Origin of the sequence: Streptomyces sp. NPDC004284 (assembly GCF_042874035.1) — a bacterium.
Lineage (GTDB): Bacteria > Actinomycetota > Actinomycetes > Streptomycetales > Streptomycetaceae > Streptomyces.
In genome coordinates this window covers 63,411-81,771 of the sequence record NZ_JBIAMJ010000002.1, presented here as the reverse complement: position 1 = coordinate 81,771, position 18,361 = coordinate 63,411, and the positions used below count along the sequence as shown (strand labels likewise).

The 18,361-nt window shown below is 73.8% G+C and carries 13 protein-coding genes; 6 read left to right on the top strand and 7 right to left on the bottom strand.

Going from position 1 to position 18,361, the window contains the following annotated elements; all coding sequences use genetic code 11:
• Positions 1 to 34: 34 nt before the first annotated feature.
• From ACFYUS_RS05445 to ACFYUS_RS05430, 4 genes are read left to right on the top strand one after another with little or no spacing between them, the layout of a single operon-like run.
• Entirely contained in the window at positions 35 to 1,015 is a 981-nt protein-coding gene (locus ACFYUS_RS05445) for a DUF2877 domain-containing protein (RefSeq protein ID WP_388846170.1), read from the top strand.
• Positions 1,012 to 2,559 carry an acyl-CoA synthetase FdrA gene (gene fdrA, locus ACFYUS_RS05440; RefSeq protein WP_388846168.1) on the top strand — a complete coding sequence of 516 codons (1,548 nt, stop codon included), beginning with the start codon at positions 1,012 to 1,014 and terminating at the stop codon, positions 2,557 to 2,559. The genes ACFYUS_RS05445 and fdrA overlap by 4 nt, the downstream gene beginning before the upstream one ends.
• A complete protein-coding gene (locus tag ACFYUS_RS05435; RefSeq protein ID WP_388846166.1) occupies positions 2,556 to 4,034 on the top strand; it encodes a DUF1116 domain-containing protein in 1,479 nt (492 codons plus the stop codon). Before fdrA ends, ACFYUS_RS05435 begins: the two co-directional genes overlap by 4 nt.
• Positions 4,031 to 5,416, top strand: a complete 1,386-nt coding sequence (locus tag ACFYUS_RS05430; protein WP_388846164.1) for a cytosine permease — start codon at positions 4,031 to 4,033, stop codon at positions 5,414 to 5,416. Before ACFYUS_RS05435 ends, ACFYUS_RS05430 begins: the two co-directional genes overlap by 4 nt.
• 180 nt (positions 5,417 to 5,596) lie before the next feature.
• On the opposite strand, the gene ACFYUS_RS05425 is transcribed toward ACFYUS_RS05430, so the two are convergent.
• The 5 genes from ACFYUS_RS05425 to ACFYUS_RS05405 all read right to left on the bottom strand — a co-directional run bounded on the left by ACFYUS_RS05425 (position 5,597) and on the right by ACFYUS_RS05405 (position 12,609).
• Positions 5,597 to 6,532 (bottom strand): LD-carboxypeptidase, encoded by a 936-nt coding sequence (locus tag ACFYUS_RS05425; RefSeq protein ID WP_388846162.1) that lies wholly within the window; start codon positions 6,530 to 6,532, stop codon positions 5,597 to 5,599.
• Complete coding sequence (locus tag ACFYUS_RS05420; RefSeq protein WP_388846160.1) at positions 6,529 to 8,553, bottom strand: prolyl oligopeptidase family serine peptidase; 2,025 nt, start codon at positions 8,551 to 8,553, stop codon at positions 6,529 to 6,531. The genes ACFYUS_RS05425 and ACFYUS_RS05420 overlap by 4 nt, the downstream gene beginning before the upstream one ends.
• A 24-nt stretch (positions 8,554 to 8,577) precedes the next feature.
• The gene (locus ACFYUS_RS05415; RefSeq protein WP_388846158.1) at positions 8,578 to 9,912 is read right to left on the bottom strand and encodes a M20/M25/M40 family metallo-hydrolase; all 1,335 of its coding nucleotides are present in this window, start codon (positions 9,910 to 9,912) and stop codon (positions 8,578 to 8,580) included.
• Positions 9,905 to 10,738 (bottom strand): M55 family metallopeptidase, encoded by an 834-nt coding sequence (locus ACFYUS_RS05410; protein ID WP_388846156.1) that lies wholly within the window; start codon positions 10,736 to 10,738, stop codon positions 9,905 to 9,907. The genes ACFYUS_RS05415 and ACFYUS_RS05410 overlap by 8 nt, the downstream gene beginning before the upstream one ends.
• Positions 10,739 to 10,833: 95 nt before the next feature.
• A complete protein-coding gene (locus ACFYUS_RS05405; RefSeq protein WP_388846154.1) occupies positions 10,834 to 12,609 on the bottom strand; it encodes a hypothetical protein in 1,776 nt (591 codons plus the stop codon).
• 166 nt (positions 12,610 to 12,775) lie between these two features.
• Here ACFYUS_RS05405 and ACFYUS_RS05400 point away from each other — a divergent pair, with 166 nt between their 5' ends.
• A complete protein-coding gene (locus tag ACFYUS_RS05400; RefSeq protein ID WP_388846152.1) occupies positions 12,776 to 13,936 on the top strand; it encodes a hypothetical protein in 1,161 nt (386 codons plus the stop codon).
• Positions 13,937 to 13,947: 11 nt separating this feature from the next.
• Here ACFYUS_RS05400 and ACFYUS_RS05395 read toward each other — a convergent pair whose 3' ends face one another.
• Positions 13,948 to 16,419 carry an MFS transporter gene (locus ACFYUS_RS05395; RefSeq protein WP_388846150.1) on the bottom strand — a complete coding sequence of 824 codons (2,472 nt, stop codon included), beginning with the start codon at positions 16,417 to 16,419 and terminating at the stop codon, positions 13,948 to 13,950.
• Between the two features lie 238 nt (positions 16,420 to 16,657).
• Entirely contained in the window at positions 16,658 to 17,101 is a 444-nt protein-coding gene (locus tag ACFYUS_RS05390; protein ID WP_041132028.1) for an SRPBCC family protein, read from the bottom strand.
• A gap of 147 nt (positions 17,102 to 17,248) precedes the next feature.
• On the opposite strand from ACFYUS_RS05390, the gene ACFYUS_RS05385 reads away from it, so the two are divergent.
• Positions 17,249 to 18,289: an Rv2578c family radical SAM protein gene (locus tag ACFYUS_RS05385; RefSeq protein WP_388846147.1), complete on the top strand. Its 1,041-nt coding sequence runs from the start codon at positions 17,249 to 17,251 to the stop codon at positions 18,287 to 18,289.
• Positions 18,290 to 18,361: the final 72 nt, after the last annotated feature.

The window sequence follows — 18,361 nt, the reverse complement described above, 5'->3', positions numbered from 1 at the left end:
GCTTATGAGACCCAGAATGGTATACCAATATGAGATGACCGGAAGGGGGCCGGAGCGGTCACGGACGTACGGCGACGAGGAGGGCACGGTGAGGTGCCACAGTCATGCCGGCGAACTCCGGACCCGCTCCGGCGATGCCCGGCTGATCGGCCTGCTGCAAGGTATGACCGGCCTCGGCTCGGTCCACTCGGTCTTCACCCGGGTGGTCAATCTGCTGACCCCGGACGGCACTCTCATCGCCCTCGCCGCCCGGGACGCGGGTGACGCGCCCCGCACTCTGGTCACCGAGGTCGCGGCCTGGACGGGGCAGGGACTGGAGGCCGGCCGGAGCGTCGCCTTCGCGAACGGGAACATCGCGCTCGGCCGCCCGCACCCCCTCCGCCCGCTCCGTCTGACCACCGCGGGGGCCCGCCCCTGGCACCCCGTCGCCCCCTCGCTCGCCGCCCTGCCCCCCGGAGGCTTCGCGGCCGCCGCCGCCCTCGTCGACCGGCTCTGCCGCACGTACGGACCACCCGGCGGCATGCTCGGCCCCGGCCCCGGCGCCGGGCCGATGGAGACGGCCGTCGCCCACGCCCTCGACAAGGGGCGCAGGACGCTGGTCGCGGGCGTACGGGCCGGGGACGGCGACGGAATCCGACGGGGCGTCCTCGGCCTGCTCGGGCTGGGGCCCGGACTCACCCCCGCCGGCGACGACTTCCTCACCGGCCTCGCCCTGCTCGCCGCCCTGCCGGGCAGCCGGCTCACCGGCTTCCCGCCCGTCCTGCGGGACGTCCTGGCCGGGCACGGCGGGCGCACCACGGCCCTCGGCCTCGCGACGGTGAGCGAGGCGGCCGACGGCCGGGCCCGGTCCGAACTGCTCGACCTCCTGCGCCTGCTGGCGGAACTCCGCCCCGCGCGGGACCTGAACGCTCCCGTCCGGAAGGTGCTGGCGATCGGCCACACCTCCGGCGGCGACACCCTGTCCGGCCTGGCGGCCGGACTCCGCCTGGAAGAAGAACTGCGAGGTCCGCTGTGAGCATCACAGCAGTCGTACGGAAGAACACCTATTTCGATTCCGTGTCCCTGATGTCCGTCTCGACCAAGGCCAACGCCCTGGACGGGGTGGACCAGGCGTTCACCGCCATGGGCACCGAGATGAACAAGGGGGTCCTGGAGAACCTCGGCCTGCTCACCGACGAGCTGCGGGCCGCCGAGAGCGGCGACCTCATGATCGTCCTGGTGGCGGAGGACGGCGCCGACACCGGGGTGCTCCTCGCGGAGATCGAGGACCTCCTCACCCGCAGGGCCCCCGCCTCCGCCGCCGGCGGCGAGGTCACCTACCGGACCATCGCCTCCGCCGCCGCGGGCATCGACGGCGCCAACCTCGCGGTCATCGCCGTCAACGGCGCCTACGCCGCCCGCGAGGCCCGCAAGGCCCTCGAGAGCGGCCTGCACGTGATGATGTTCAGCGACAACGTCGCCGTCGAGGACGAGATCGCGCTCAAGCACCTCGCCCACGACAAGGGCCTGTTCATGATGGGCCCGGACTGCGGCACCGCGATCGTCAACAACGTCGCGCTCTGCTTCGGCAACAAGGTCCGCCCGGGCTCGATCGGCATCGTCGCCGCCTCCGGCACCGGCTCGCAGGAGGTCTCCGTCCGCGTCCACGCCCTGGGCGGCGGCGTCTCGCAGCTCATCGGCACCGGCGGCCGCGACCTCTCCGAGCGGGTCGGCGGCATCATGATGGTCGACGGCATCCGCGCGCTCGCCGCCGACCCGGCCACCGATGTCATCGTCCTCGTCTCCAAGCCGCCGGCCGCCTCCGTCGAGAAGAAGGTCCTCGCCGAGGTCGCCGCCGCGGGCAAGCCGGTCGTCGTCTGGTTCATCGACGGCTCCGAGGAGGCGGTCACCGCCGCCGGCGCCCACTTCGCCGCCGGCAGCCTCCAGGCCGCCCGCAAGGCCGTCGAGCTCGCCGGCGTCGGGGGCTCCGCCGTCGAGGAGTTCGACGCCGAGGCGGCCGCCGAGGCCGTCGCCTCCCGCCTGACCGAGGGCCAGAAGTACGTGCGCGGCCTGTTCTGCGGCGGCACCCTCTGCGACGAGACGATGTACGCCGTGCGCGACGCCGGGCTCGACGTCTGGTCCAACATCCAGAAGGACGCCGGTTTCCGTCTCCCGGCCGGCTCCGCCTCGCGCGGCCACACCTTCCTCGACTTCGGCGACGACGACTTCACCAACGGCCGCCCGCACCCGATGATCGACCCGGCCCTGCGCATCGAGCGCATCGTCGAGGAGGCCGAGGACCCCGAGGTCGCCGCGATCGTCATGGACTTCGTCCTCGGCTTCGGCTCCCACGAGGACCCGGTCGGCACCACCCTCCCCGCCATCGAGGAGGCCCGCCGCATCGCGAAGGACGCCGGCCGTCACCTGGAGTTCGTCGCCTACGTCCTCGGCACCGACCTGGACACCCCCTCCGTCGCCGCCCAGAGCGCCGCCCTGCGCGCGGCCGGCGTCACCGTCACCCTCAGCTCCACCGAGACGGGCCTGTTCGCCCGTGAGATCGCGAAGAAGGCACAGGCATGAGCACCGAGAACACCGAACTCACCCCGGCAGCACGGCTGTTCGCCTCCGACCTGAGCGTCGTCAACGTCGGTCTCGCCATGTTCGACGCCGACATCGCGGCCCAGGACGCCAAGGTCTCCACCCTGGACTGGACCCCGCCCGGCGGCGGCAACCCGGAGGCGGCCCGCGCCCTCGACGCACTGGAGCGCCCCGGGCTCGCCGCGCGGATCGAGGCCGCCAACGCCGAGGCCGTCGAGCGCATCATGGCCGCCCGCCCGATGCTGATCGGCTTCGGCCGCGCCCTCGACGTCGTCCCCGGCATGACCCCGACCACGATCCTCCACTCGGGCCCGCCCATCGCCTGGGAGGACATGAACGGTCCGATGAAGGGCGCCGTCACCGGCGCGCTCGTCTTCGAGGGCCTGGCGGAGGACCTGGACGAGGCCGCCGAGGTCGCCGCCTCCGGCCGGATCACCTTCAAGCCGTGTCACGAGGCGGACTCGGTCGGCTCGATGGCCGGCGTCACCTCCGCCTCGATGTACGTGCACATCGTGAGGAACGAGACGCACGGCAACACCGCGTACACCAACCTGTCCGAGCAGATGGCGAAGATCCTGCGGATGGGCGCCAACGACCAGAGCGTGATCGACCGCCTGGTCTGGATGCGGGACGTCTTCGGCCCGATGCTCAAGGAGGCCGTGGAGTTCACCGGCCCCGTCGACCTGCGCCTGCTGCTGTCCCAGGCCCTCCACATGGGCGACGAGTGCCACAACCGCAACGGCGCCGGCACCCTGCTGCTCTTCCAGGCGCTCGCGCCGGGGCTGCTCCGGTCGTCCTTCACGACCGAGCAGAAGAAGGAGGTCTTCGACTTCGTCGCGTCCTCCGACTACTTCTCGGGACCGACGTGGATGGCGATGGCCAAGGCCGCGCTCGACGCCGCCGACGGCGTGGCGGACTCCACGATCGTCACCACGATGGCCCGCAACGGCGTCGAGTTCGGCATCCGCGTCGCCGGCCTGCCCGGACAGTGGTTCACCGGTCCCGCGCAGAAGGTGATCGGCCCCATGTTCGCCGGGTACAAGCCGGAGGACTCCGGCCTCGACATCGGCGACAGCGCGATCACCGAGACGTACGGCTTCGGCGGCTTCGCGATGTCGGCGGCGCCCGCCATCGTCGCGCTGGTCGGCGGCACCGTGGCCGAGGCCATGGGCTACACCCGCGACATGGGCGAGATCACCACGGCGCAGAACCCCAACGTCACGATCCCCGCCCTCGACTTCCAGGGCCTGCCCACCGGCATCGACGTCCGCAAGGTCCTCGACACCGGGATCCTGCCGATCATCAACACGGCCATCGCCCACAAGGAGGCCGGCATCGGCATGATCGGCGCCGGCATCACCCAACCGCCCGCCGAGGTCTTCACCAAGGCTGCCACCGCCCTCGCCGCCGCTCTCACCCGATCCGCGACAGCCCTCCCGGAAGACCCGACACGATGAACACGCACCGCACCGCAGCGGAGGAGCAGGACTCCCCGGCGGACTCCGCCGTGGGCTCCCCCGCGGACTCCTCCGCGGGCCGGGAACTCGACCCCGAGTACGAGCACGGCCCCGTCCCGGCGCACAGCCGCAAGTCGCTCCTGACGGTCTCGGCCGTCTGGTTCGGATTCCCCATGATCCTGACCAACGCCGTCCCCGGCGGCGTGGTCGTGGCCCTGCTGGGCTTCTGGCGGGGGCTCGCCGCCATCGCGGTCGCCAACCTCGTCATGTTCCTGTACGTGGGGATCCTGAGCCACCGCGCGGGCACCAGCGGCGAGAGCTTCTCCCTCCAGGCGACGCGCACCTTCGGGCGCGCCGGCCACATCGTCGCCTCCGCGTTCCTCGCGACCATCGTGGTCGGCTGGTTCGCGTTCAACACCGGCGCCACCGGCGCCACCCTGCACCAGGCCTTCGGCTGGCACGAGCAGCTCGTGGCGCTCCTCGCCGGACTGGGCTTCATAGCCCTGACCTACCTCGGCATCAAGGCGCTGTCCTGGCTGGGCGCGGTCGCCGCCCCGCTGTTCCTGATCGCGGGCATCACCGCGCTCGTGATCGTCGCCGGGGACCACGACCTGGGCGCCATCTTCTCGTACGAAGGGGTGGGCGGCGGCGCCTCCCTCACCTTCGGCGCGGCGATCTCCATGATCATGGCGACCTTCGCCGACTCCGGCACGATGACGGCCGACTTCACCCGCTGGTCGAAGAACGGCCGGCAGGCGGTCCTCGCGACTGTCAGCGCCTTCCCGGTGGCCAGCGTGATCGCACAGGTCACGGGTGGTCTGGTGGTCGCGGCGGGCGCGGTCGCCGCGCCGGCCACCGCGGGCGGCGACTTCCTGCCGGTCCTCACCGGGGAGGGCGCGCCCCTCCTGAACGTGCTGGCGGCGGTGTTCGTCTTCGTCAACCTCGGTTCCGTGTGCAGCCACTGCCTCTACAACGGCGCCCTGGGCTGGTCCCATCTGACGGGCCGGACGATGCGGCTGATGACGGTCGTCCTGGGCGTCGTCGGCACGGTCGCCGCGCTCGCCGGGGTGTGGGACCACTTCCTGGACTGGCTGGTGATCCTGAGCGTCTTCGTCCCGCCGCTGGGCGGCGTCCTCATCGCCGACCAGTTCCTCGCCCGCGGCGGGCGCGGCGCGATGGACCGCCGTCCGACCGTGGCGGTGCGGCCCACGGCCTTCCTGGCCTGGGCCGTGGGCGCGGCGGGCGCGGGTCTGGCGCACTGGTTCGCCCCGCAGCTCTCCGACGCGGTCACCGGCCTGCTCGTCGCGGTGGTCGCCTACGCGGTCCTCGAACGGGTCGTGCCGCGGCCGTCCGGGTCCGAGGCCGCCGGGGCGTCGGGGTAGTCCCCTCCCTCGACGAGACGCGCCCTCGCCCCCGCTTTCCACGGGGCGGGGGCGCGTCGGCGTCGTACGGACGCGGCTTCCCTCAGCGCAGGGCCGGGACGGGACCGGCTCCCGCTCGGCGCGCGGCCGGGACGGGACCGGCTTCCCCCAGCGCAGAGCCGGTACGGGCGCGGCTCCCGCTCAGCGCAGGGCCGGTTCCTCCAGGGTGAGGGTGCCCGCGTCCGCGTCCAGCACGGCGGGCAGGCCGAGCGGCAGGGTCTGCGCGGTCGCGCTGTGGCCGAAGCCCATCTCCTCCAGGACCGGCACCCCGAGGCCGCCGAGCCGGTCGGCGAGCACCGCCCGCACCTCCTCGTACGGGCCGCACTCCTCCCAGGAGCCGAGGCCGATGCCCGCGACCCCGTCGAGCAGGCCGGAGCGCAGGAGTTGGGTGAGGATGCGGTCGAGGCGGTACGGCTCCTCCCCCACGTCCTCCAGGAGCAGCAGCCCGCCGCGCGCCGAGGGCCGCCCGTGGGGGGTGCCGAGGTCGGCGGCGAGGAGGCTGACGCAGCCGCCGAGCGTCACGCCCCGGGCGCGGCCCGGCACGAGGGCCCGCGCCGTCTCCCGGCCGAGGGTCAGGACGGTCTCGGGCTCGAAGAGGGTGGCCCGCAGCGACTCCCGGGTGGCCGGGTCCGACAGGAACGTGGCGGCGGCGACCATCGGCCCGTGCAGGGTGGCGAAGCCCGTACGGACGGCGAAGGCCTCGTGCAGGGCGGTGACGTCGCTGTAGCCGACGAAGGCCTTGGGCCCGGCCGCCCGGATCGCCGCCCAGTCCACCAGGTCCACCATGCGCTGGGCCCCGAAGCCGCCGCGCGCGCAGAGCACGGCGGAGACCGAGGGGTCGCACCAGGCCTCGGTCAGGTCGCGGGCCCGCGCCCGGTCCGCTCCGGCGAGGTACCCGAGCGTGGGGTGGGTGTCCAGGACGTGCGGGGCGACCACCGGTTCGAGGCCCCAGCCGTGCAGGACGTCGAGCCCCGGCGCGAGCCGTTCCTCGGGGACGGGTCCGCTGGGGGCGACGACGGCGACCCGCGCCCCCGGCCCGAGCCGCTCGGCGCGTGTCAGGGCGCCCACCGGGGTCACGTGCGGTACTCCAGGGCCGTCACGTCCGGGCGGTCGATGCCGAAGACCCGTGCGTACAGGGAGAGTTCGGCCTCCATGGCCCGGACCATCGTGTCGGCCCTGCGGAAGCCGTGCCCCTCCCCCTCGAAGGCGAGGTAGGCGTGCGGGACGCCCCGGCCGGCCACGCGGTCGAGGAGGCGCTCGGCCTGCGCGGGCGGACAGATGACGTCGTCGAGGCCCTGGAGCAGCAGGAACGGGGCCGTGATCCGGTCGACGTGCTCGATCGGCGAGCGCTCCTTGTAGCGGGCGGGCACCTCGTCGAGCGGTCCGATCAGTCCGTGGAGGTACTGGGACTCGAAGTCGTGGGTCTCGTCGGTGGCCCAGTTCCGCAGGTCGAGGACGGGATAGATGATCGTGCCGCAGGCGTACACGTCGGTGGAGACGAGGGACGCGGCGGTCGTCCAGCCGCCCGCGCTGCCGCCGCGCACGGCGAGCCGGGCCGGGTCGGCGGTGCACTCGGCGGCGAGCGCCGCCGCCACGGCCGCGCAGTCCTCGACGTCGACGACGCCCCACTGCTCGCGCAGCCGCTCCCGGTACTCCCGGCCGTAGCCGGTCGAGCCGCCGTAGTTGACCACGGCGACGCCGATGCCCCGCGAGGTGAAGTAGGCGATCCCCAGGTCGAGGGTGAGCGGCGCGCGCCCGGTGGGGCCGCCGTGGGCCGAGATCAGGTAGGGCGGCAGCTCGCCCTCGGGCCCGGTGAACTCGGGGTGGTGGGGCGGATACACATAGGCGTGGATCTCCCGCCCGCCGGGGCCGGTGAAGGTACGGATCCGGGGCTCGGGGAGGTACGCGGGGGCGACGGCGTCGGTGTGCGCGGCGCCGACCACGCGGCTGCGGCCGGTGCGGGTGTCGAGCTCGACGAGCTCGGCGGAGCGGTGCGGTCCGGCGGCGACGCCGACCACCCGGGTGCCGTGCGCGGCGAGGGTGGCGGCCCATTCGGTGCGGGGTCCGCCGGCGTCGACGAGGGCGCGGCGCTCGGGGTCGAGGATCCCGAGGGTGGTGGTCCCCTTGCCGTGGACGACGGCGATCAGCCCGTTCTCCAGGGGTGCGAACCAGCGGAGTCCGATCTGCCAGAGCGGGCCGCCGAACTCCTCGGCGCGCGGGCAGAGCGCCTCCGGTGCGGTGAGGCCTCCGTCGGCGGCGACCTCCGCGCGGTAGAGGTTCCACCAGCCGGTGCGGTCGCTGGTGAACAGCAGCCGGCCGGCCGCGTCCCAGTCGACCTGCGGGATCGACTCGGCGGTCCCCCCGGCGACGGTCACGGCCTCGCGGAAGGTGCCGTCGGGGCCGACCTCGGCGAGCTGGACCTCGGTGCCGTCCCAGGGCATCCGGGGGTGGTCCCAGGCGATCCAGGCGGCCCGGCGGCCGTCCGGGGAGAGCCGGGGTCCGGTCACGAACCGGTGGCGCCCGTCGGAGAGTTCGCGGACGGCGGCGCGGTCCTCGGCGGCCGAGCCGTCGAGGGGTACGGCGGCGAGGACGCGACGGACGTCGGTCGGCGCGGGACCGGTGAACTCCTCCAGGACGCACCACACCTCGCCCCGGTCCGGGTGGATCACGGGGTCCGCCCAGCGCAGTCCGCCGCCGACGGAGGAGACGGGGGTGAGCGGCCGGGGCTCCGTGCCGGGTGCGGCGTCGGGTTCGTACGCGTAGAGCCGCTGGTCGGGGAAGTGGCAGAACACGGCGAGCGGTCCGCCCGCCGGGCGCGCGACCGCCGCCCAGGGCTGCCCGCCGTACTCGACGACCCTGCTGCGGACGTTCCACGGGGCGGGCAGCAGGCCCTCCTCGGTGCCGTCGGCGCGCCGCCGGACGAGGGCGCGGCGGCCGCCCTCCTCGGGGCGGGGCGCGGTCCACCACAGTTCGTCGCCGACGGTGCCGAGGTACTCGGGCCGCCCGTCGTGCGCGGCGGCGAGCGCGGCGCCGACGGGTGACGGCCAGCTGCCGTACCCGGCCACGGTCATGGCCATGTCGTCTTCCCTGCCTGTCATGGGCCTGTCTCCCCCTGTCACGGCCTACGCGGACTTCAGATAGTGGTCGAGCACCCGGACGCCGAAGTGCAGGGCGTCGACGGGGACGCGCTCGTCGACGCCGTGGAAGAGCGCCCCGTAGTCGAGGTCCGGGGGCAGCCGGAGCGGCGAGAAGCCGTAGCCGGTGATGCCGAGCCGGGAGAACTGCTTGGCGTCGGTGCCGCCGGACATGGTGAACGGCACGACGTGCCCGGCCGGGTCGAAGCGCTCGACGGCGGCCCGCAGCTTGGCGAAGGTCGGCGAGTCGACCGGGGCCTCCAGGGGCACTTCGCGGTGGTGGAACTCCCACTCCACGTCGGGCCCGGTGAGCAGGTCCATGGTCGCGGCGAACTCCTCCTCGGCGCCCGGGAGCATCCGCCCGTCGATGTGGGCGACGGCCTGGCCCGGGATGACGTTCACCTTGTAACCGGCGTCGAGCATCGTCGGGTTGGCGCTGTTGCGGACGGTCGCCTCGACGAGGGCGGCGGCGGGTCCGAGCTTGTCGAGGAGGAGGTCGACGTCGAGGTCGGGGGCGTCGGTGTCGACCTCGATGCCGTACAGCGCGGTCAGTTCGGCGAGGGCGGCGCGGACGGTCGTGGTGAGGCGGACCGGCCAGGTGTGGGTGCCGATCCGGGCGACGGCCGCGGCGAGGCGGGTGACGGCGTTGGCCGTGTTCACCTTGGAGCCGTGGCCGGCCCGGCCGTGGGCGGTGAGCTTGAGCCAGGCGGTGCCCCGCTCCCCCGCCGCGATCGGGTAGAGGGTGGTGCCGGGCTGCGGGTGGAAGCTGAACGCCCCGGACTCGCTGATGCCCTCCGTGCAGCCCTCGAAGAGGGCCGCGTGCCGGTCGGCGAGGAAGCCGGAGCCGTCCTCGGCGCTGGCCTCCTCGTCGGCGGTGTAGGCGAGGACGATGTCGCGGCGCGGGCGGATCCCCTGTCGGGCCCAGGAGCGGACGACGGCCAGGACCATCGCGTCCATGTTCTTCATGTCGACGGCGCCGCGCCCCCACACCACCCCGTCGCGGACCTCGCCGGAGAAGGGGTGCACGCTCCATTCGTCGGGATCGGCGGGCACCACGTCCAGATGGCCGTGGACGAGGAGCGCCTCGGCCGTGGGGTCGGTGCCGGGGATCCGTGCCACCACGTTGGTGCGGCCGGGGGTCCGCTCCAGGAGGGTCGGCTCGATCCCGGCGTCCGCGAGCCGCTCGGCGACGTACTCGGCGGCCGGGCGCTCGCGGCAGTCGCCGCCGCCCCGGTTGGTGGTGTCGATGCGGATGAGCTCGGAGGTGAAGGTGACCACCTCGTCGAGCGCCGTCGTGTCCGGGCCCCGGACCTCCTCAGCCATACTGCTCCTCCACCGCGGCCGAGACGATGGTCGTGACCGCCTTGAACGTGCGAATTGCCTCGTACATCGTCTCGCTGGTGTACGCGACGCGCCGCTCGCCGCTGCGCGCCACGCCGGGAACCACCGTGGCGGCGGCACCCAGGTGCTCGGCGTCGAACTCCAGCTCCACCGTGAACGGGCCGCCCCGGACCGGCTCGTGCCGGACGGCGAGCGCGGCGGCGGTCTTCGCCGCGGCGCGGATGTCGGCGGCCGTCCTGGCCGGGGTGCGGCACACCGCCGCGTACCGCGAGACATAGTCCTTGACGGCGACCTTGGGCGCCTCCGGCGCGTACCCGAGGGCGTCCTCGCAGGTCAGGTCGTCGCCGGTGACGAGGACGACGGGCACGCCGTACTCCGCGACCACCTGCGCGTTCAGCAGGCCCTCGCTCGCCCGCTCGCCGTTGAGCCAGACCCCCGTGATGGAGTTGGCGAGGTAGGTGTGGGCGAGGACGCCCTCGGCGCCGGCGCCGGTGTGGTACCCGACGAAGGCGATGCCGTCGACGTCCCCGTGCTGCACTCCCTCGACCATCGAGAGGGACTTGTGCCGTCCCGTGATCATCTCGGCCCGCTCGTCGAGCCTCTCCAGGAGCAGGTTCCGCATGGACCAGTGCGCCTCGTTGATGAGCACCTCGTCCGCGCCACCGTCGAAGAAGCCGAGCACCGCGGCGTTCACATCGGACGTGAACATCGCGCGGCACCGCTCCCACTGGGGCGTGCCGGGCAGCACGTCGGCGGGCCAGGTCACACCGGTCGCGCCCTCCATGTCGGCGCTGATGAGGATCTTCATGCCTGGCACCGTACGCGCCGCCCGGCCGCCCTACCACCCCTGTGGATAACCGCCGTTGGAGTGGACCAATGACACGCACCGGACGGCGGTACGGCTCAGCGCCCGGCTTCCGGATATCCCCTGGGGTCCTCCTCCGCCAGCCGGCGCAGTGCGGCGGCGGCCTGGTCCTCGGACGGTCTGCCGTCGTCCGGGAGCCGCCAGAGGAACCGGCGTGCGTGCTGCTCCGTGTCGGGTGTGCCGTCGGCGGCCAGGGGCGGCCCGTCGAAGGTGACCACGGTGGTGTCCGGTGTGTGGAAATCCGTGGAGATCCACCCTCTCCGGAGTCCCCACCGGGTGAGCAGCTCCGGCCGCTCGCGCAGCCCCGCGCTGATCAGCCGGGCGGTCCGGCGGGCCGGCCAGGTCCAGCTCAGGTCCTGCTCGGCGCGGGCGATCTCGGCGTCGTACGCATCGGCGTCGAAGCGGTAGGCGGCGGGCGGCGCCGTCGGTCCGGGCGGCGCGCCGGGCCGCCGCCACCCGTCCCAGACGACGTGCGGGCCCTCGCGCCGCACGGTGACGTACAGGGCACCGCAGCAGCCTTCGGTGCGGTACGCCTCGGCGAGCCGCACCTCGCGGGGTTCGGGGCCGGCGCGCAGGGTTCCGTCGTCGAGGAGCCACTCGGGCGGCCCTCCCGGCCCCGGGCCGAAGAGCTCCGGCACGAGGGGGCGCCCGTCGGCCAGGAAGCGGGTCTCGACCACATCCGGGTCGCCGGGGTCGGCGACGGCCACCTCGATCCGGAACGGGAGCGGGTCCCGCGGAGCGGCGCGCAGCTGACGTGCCGTGCGACGGATCCAGTCGGCGCGCCGTCGTCCGTCCGGGTCGACTGGTGTTTCCCCCGGCCGGACGGCCGTGTCCAGGAGGGTGCGGTGGAGCGCCTCGCGCCGGCCGGGCGGCCAGGGGAGGAGGTGCGAGGCGCCGCTGTGCAGGTCGAGGGCGAGGGTGAGCAGCCGGGCCCGGTGGTCCACGTCGCGGGGCAGTCGGTGGGCGTGGGCGGCCACCGTCTCGTACAGGTCGACGGCGTCTCCGTACCGCAGGATCTCGGCGTGGTGGTCCCGGCTGCTGGTCATCCTGGCGAGGAGGCGCACGGCGCGCGCGAGGAGTCCGGGACGGTCCGGGTCCGCCCGGAGGAGGCCCGCGAGGCCGACGGCCTCGGCGGCCCGCCGGGAGACCTCGGGCCCCGCTCCCCGCGCGTCCGTGGGGAGCCTCAGGAGCCGGTCGGGCACGGCGGCCCGGTCCCCGGCGGCCAGGGCGCCGACGAGGTCGCGCAGTTCCTCGCCGCGGGTCCGGTGGATCAGCCACACCAGGGCGGCGGCCGTCCGGTCCAGAGGAGCGAGGGCCGCGTCGACGGGGCGGACGAGACCGTCGAGGAGGCCGAGGACGCACAGGTACGGCACGTCCTCGGCTTCCCCGAGGCGGCTCAGGAGCCCGAGCCCGGCGGATACACCGGGGACGGTCGTTCCGGTCCGGACGAGGCGCCGGGCGAACGACCGGGCGAGGACGCGGACGGCGGGTTCGTCGGGCGGTTCGATCGCCGCCGCGGTGGCGGCGAAGACGGTCTGCGCGTGGACGACTCCCGTCGTGGCGAGCGCGCGTTCCGCCTCGGCGGCGGCCCCTGCGGGGTCGGGGGTGCCGAGAAGCGGGAGCAGGCTGTCGGTGACGGCCGCGCGGGCCTCGCGGTGGCGGAGGCCGGCGCCCCCGCGACGCGCGGGCCATGCCGTGCCGGGGAGGGGGTGGCCTCCTCGGGGCGGCGGCCCGTCGGGATCGCTGTCGCTCAGCCCCTTGGCGTACGCGTACAGCGCGGGTGCGAGCGTCGGACGCTCGTGCGGGGCGCTCATCGCGCGGGGTGGATCTCGATTCCGTAGATCATGGAGGCATGGTGCCCTCCGCGCCATCCGCCCCGCCACCGATATACCGGGGCTTCGAATCGGGCGAAACATCGCCAACGGGTGCGTATAGGCTGTCGGCCGCAATCGTCGTTGTCGACCTTCCGGAGAGCTCTCGGTGACCATCGCCTTCACCCCGTCCGAATCCGCGCCCGTCGAGACCGAGTCCGTCGTCGTTCCCGAGCCCGCCGGACCCGTCATGGCGGAGGAGCCGGAGTTCTGGGAGCCGTCGGACCCCGAGCCGCAGGACACCCACGACGCCGACGACGCCGACCGTGACCACGACCCCGTCGTCGTCCGCGACGCCCGGGACTTCGGGGTCTACGCCCGGACCGGCGGCTGGGCCTTCGCGCTGAAGGTGGCGCGGAGCGTCCGGCCGGGTGGGCAGCCCGCAGCCGAGGGGACGGCGCGGACGAAGGTCTCCGCGAAGGCCTTCGCGGAGCTCGCGGGGTGCTCGCCCGAGCGGGTCATGCGCTACTACCGGGCCTGGGACATGGCGGCCGACGACGGCCTGGTCCCGCAGTTCGAGGTGCTGGTCCCGGGTGAGGACATCGAGCTGCCGGACGCGGACGTCTGGCTCTCGTACTACGCCTCCCGCAACAGCGCGTCCTCCGTGCGCGGCCAGGCGATCAGCGCGGCGGCCGAGGCGGAGGGCATCCGGCCGACGAAGGCCCTGGAGGTCGCGGAGAACCCGACGGCGCTGCGGGCGGCGATCCTCGCCGACCCGGGGACGGCGGAGGCCGCGCGCGGGGCGCTGCTGGACCGGATGAAGGAGGACCCGGCCCTCCAGACCGAGATGGCCCGGGCCTTCGCCCGTACCGACGGCCTGAAGAAGGCGGTGGCGAACGAGGCGAAGGCCGCCGACCGCATCGGGTACGTGCGGCAGATCGTGGAGAAGGGTGAGATCAGGACCCCCGCCGGGCAGACCGTGGAGGCGCCGCCGGAGCTGCGGGCCGAGGCCGAGCGGCACCTGTCGCTCCTCGACGAGCTGGACGACTCGGAGGAGGCCGGCGAGTGGGCCGGCGAGGCCTACGACACGGTGAAGGGCCTGGTCGCCAAGGCGGTCGAGGAGGACCCGGCGCTGCGCGTCCAGGAGCGGCGGACGAAGTTCTACAACAGCCTGCAGAAGGCGACGAAGGTCTTCGAGGAGCTGACGCTCGACGAGGTGATGGAGGAGGACATCTACGAGGCGGACATGCTCCAGCGCCTCGAAGCCCTCCAGGAGGCGATCGGCACCTGCATCAGCGCGCTGCGCAAGGCGACGACCGCCTCCTCCTGACGGCGGAAGGCTCAGTCCTCGTGGCCGAGCTGGAGGTCGCGCTCGGTGCGTCCCCCGCCGGCCACCTGGAGGACGGTGGCGACGGGCGGGTATCCGGCGGCGATGACCGTGTACTCGCCGGAGGACAGGTCGATGAAGCGGAAGGTGCCGTCGGCGCCGGTGGTGAGGGTGTCGACGACATTGCCCGCGGCGTCGAGGAGGGTGACCCGGGCGTCCTCCACGGGGCGCCCTCCCCCGGCCCGTACGGTGCCGCGCAGCACCGCGCCGCCGGCCAGTTCGATGTCCTGGCGGGTCTCGCGGGAGGACTGGACGCTCACGGGGAGCGCGGCGGGCCGGAAGGCGGGGGCGCTGGCGGCGAGCGTGTACTCGCCCGCGACGAGCTCGCCGATGACGTACCCGCCCTCGCGTCCGCTGCGGGTGGAGGCGACGACCTCGCCGCGCACGTCGGTGAGGGTGACGGCCGCGTCACGCACGGGCGTGCCGTCGGCGGTGACGACGGCGCCCGCGAGCCGTCCGGCGCCGCCGAGGACGACGTCGAGCTCGACCGGCCGGTCGCCGACGGTGACGGAGACGGCCTGCGGCTGGTGTCCGCCGGCCGCCGCGATCAGGACGTACGCACCGCTGCCGGGGACGCTCAGGGCGTACCGGCCGTCCTCGCCGCTGGCGCCGCGGCCGATCTGCCGGCCCTGGACGTCGATGAGGGTGAGCGCGGCGCGGGGGACGCGGCTGCCGTCGTGGTGCTGGACGGTGCCGCAGACGGGCACCCCGGAGTGCGGAGGGGTGGCGGCGGCCGGGGCGGGGGCGGCGTGACGGGCGTGCGGCACGGCCTGGGCGGCGGTGTCGAAGGGGATGTCGGTGGCCTCGGTGGCGGGGCTGTGGTGGGACACCAGCGGTTTCTCCTTGAGGAAGAAGGCGAGGACGAGGCCGAGCACGAGGACCGGCACGAGGTAGAGGAAGATCCGCGGCATCGCGTCCGCGTACGCCTGGATGTACGCGTCGCGCAGGGCCGGCGGCAGGGTGTGGACGGTCCCGGGGGTGATCGACTCGGCCGGCGGCAGCCGCGTGGCGCCGCCCTGCGCGAGGACGCCGGCGAGCCGGTCGCCGAGGGCGTGGTCGAGCCGGGAGGCGAAGAGGGTGCCGAAGACGGCGGCGCCGACGCTGCCGCCGATCTGGCGGAAGTAGGTGTGGGCGCTGGTGGCGGTGCCGAGGTCGGCGGGGCGGACGGAGTTCTGCACGGCGAGCACGAGCACCGGCATGACCAGGCCGATGCCGGTGCCGAGGACGGCCTGCCACAGGCTGTACTGGAGGCGCGGGGTGTCGGTGTCCATGCGGGAGAGCAGCCACATGCCGAGGACGGAGACGGCCCCGCCGAGCACCGGGTAGATCTTGTAGTGGCCGGTGCGGCTGATGAGCTGGCCGGAGACGACGGAGGCGATGACGATGCCGCCCATGAGGGGCAGCATCAGGAGGCCGGACTCGGTGGCGCTGGCGCCCTCGACCATCTGCAGGAAGCTGGGGAGGTAGCTGGCGGCGCCGAAGAGCGCGATGCCGACGACGGCGCCGACGAGGGCGGTGACGGTGAAGACGGAGTCGCGGAACAGCCGGAGCGGGATGAGCGGTTCGGGCGCGAAGCGCTCGACGACCAGGAAGAGCAGGGCCGTTCCGACGGCTCCGCCGCCCAGGGCGAGGATGACCCGGGAGTCCCAGGCGTACTCGGTGCCGCCCCAGCTCGTGAGCAGGACCAGGCAGGTGGAGGCGGCGGCGAGGAGCAGGGCGCCGAGGACGTCGAAGCGCGCGCGTGCCGTGGGTTTCGGCAGTCTGAGGACGGTGGCGACGACGGCGAGGGTGACGAGCCCGAAGGGCACGTTGAAGTAGAAGCACCAGCGCCAGGAGACGTGGTCGGTGAAGAAGCCGCCGAGCAGGGGTCCGGCGACGGAGGCGAGGCCGAAGGCGGCGCCGATCAGTCCCATGTAGCGGCCGCGTTCGCGGGCGGGGACGATGTCGGCGATGATCGCCTGGACGCCGATCATGAGGCCGCCGGCGCCGATGCCCTGGACGGCGCGGAAGGCGATGAGCTGGTCCATCGTGCGGGACCAGCCGGCGAGGCCGGAGCCGATGACGAAGACGACGATCGCGAAGAGGAAGACGCCCTTGCGGCCGAGGAGGTCGCCGAGCTTTCCGTAGACCGGCAGGCCGACGGTGGAGGTCAGCAGGTAGGCGGTGATCGCCCAGGACATCCGGTCCAGGCCGTGGAGTTCGCCGACGATCTTCGGCAGGGCGGTGGCGACGATCATCTGCTCGAGGGCGGCGAGGAGCAGCGCGAGCATGAGGCCGCAGAAGACGAGCCGGACGCGGCGGGGGTCGAGGGCGGCGGGGCCCGGCTCGGGCGGCGGGACGAGGACGGTGGGCGGTCCGTCCGGGGCGAGCGGACCCGCTCCCTCCTCGGCGTCCTCGACGGCTTTCGCGATCGTGATCGCACCCACGTTCCTGCTCCCCTCGTCGCGGCGTCTGCGCCGCGCCATTCTTCGCATTGCGCGCGAAGGGGGAGCAAGTCGGGCGGTACGGGAGGGTGGTGGCGTCCCGGGGGATGAACGTCCCTGCGCCACGGCGCACTTGGGTCGCTCATCAGCGCGTTTACGAGAAGGCCCGCGCCCCCGGCGCGCGGGGGCGCCGGTACGGGGGCTGCGGGCGATCCACTCGAATCGGTGAACGCTCCGGGCGTTACTTCTCGACCTCGTCCGCCAGCTTGGCGAGGACGGCGTCGTAGATGCGGCCGAGCCCCTTGGGCGCGAAGGTCCTCTCGAAGAAGCCGCCGATGCCGCCGGCGCCGTTCCAGACCGTGCTCACGACGGCGCGGGACTTGCCCTCGCCGGCGGGGGTCACGGTCCAGGTGGTGACCATGGAGGAGTTGCGGTCCTTCTCGACGAGCTGCCCGTCGGTGGGCTCGGTGACCTCCAGGAGGCAGTCGCGGACGCGCTTGCTGGTGGCCTGGAGCTTCCAGTGGACGAGGGTGCCCTCGCCGTCGCCGCCTTCGCGCACCTCGTACTCGCTGAAGTGCTCGGGGAGCAGCTTCGCGCGCGTGCCGCTGTAGTCGGCCAGCGCGTCGAACACCGTCTCCGCGTCCGCGGCGATGATCCGTTCCGTGGTGGCCTCGACCTGCGCCATTGACTTCCTCCAGCTTGTGGTTCCTCGGGGGTGTGGGCCAAGCGAACCACGTGGGCTCCGGGGGGCGAAATCCGGGTTGCGGCAACCAAGGGAACAGGTGTTCTATTCTGAGCGCAGGGCCGAGGCAGAGCCACCGAGGAGGCGTCCATGCGCGGGGACCATCCGAGCGACACCCCTGCCGCCCCCGACACCCCCGCCGGCCTCGCCCTGTTCGGCACGGACGCGGTCACCACCCGCACCTTCGACGCCCCCGAGTTCCGCGGCGTCACCTTCCACGAGGTCCGGGCCCGCTCGATCCTGAACCGGGTGCCCGGCGCCTCCCGGATGCCGTTCGAATGGACGGTCAACCCGTACCGGGGCTGCACGCACGCGTGTGTGTACTGCTTCGCCCGCAAGAGCCACGGACATCTCGACCTCGACACCGGCCTCGGCTTCGACTCCCCGATCGTCGTCAAGGTCAACGCCCCGGAGCTACTGGCCCGGCAGCTCGCCTCCGCCCGCTGGCAGGGCGCGCACATCGCCATGGGCACCAACGTCGACTGCTACCAGCGCGCCGAGGGCCGCTACCGCCTGATGCCGGGCATCCTCACGGCCCTGCGGGACCGGGCCAACCCGTTCTCGATCCTCACCAAGGGCACGCTGATCCTGCGCGATCTGGAGCTCCTCGCCCAGGCCTCCCGGGTCACCGAGGTCGGCATCTCGGTCTCCGTCGGCTTCACCGACCAGGAACTCTGGCGGACCGTCGAGCCCGGCACCCCCTCGCCGCAGCGCCGTCTCGACGTGGTCCGCACCCTCGGCGGGCACGGCATCGACTGCGGGGTCCTGATGGCCCCCGTGGTGCCCTTCCTCGGCGACCGCCCCGAGCAGCTGCGCGCGACGGTCCGCGCGATCGCGGAGGCCGGCGCGAGTTCGGTCACCCCGCTCGTGCTGCATCTGCGGCCGGGTGCCCGCGAGTGGTTCATGACCTGGCTGCGCGCGCACCACCCGGGCCTGGTGCGGCGGTACGAGCGGATGTACGCGGACGGGGCCTACGCGCCGACCTGGTACCAGCGCCGGATCACCCGTCAGGTGCACGAACTGGCGGCCGAGTTCGGCATCGGGCCCGCCCACCGGGGAGCGGCGCGCCGGATCCCCGTACCGGAGGAGCCCGCCCCGGCGGCCGCGCCCGAGCAGCTCACCCTCCCCTGAGGACCTTCCTGTGATCATCGGACCGGTCGTCTGACACGCCGTCGGATCCCCCTCCGTTCGGGTCAACTCTCG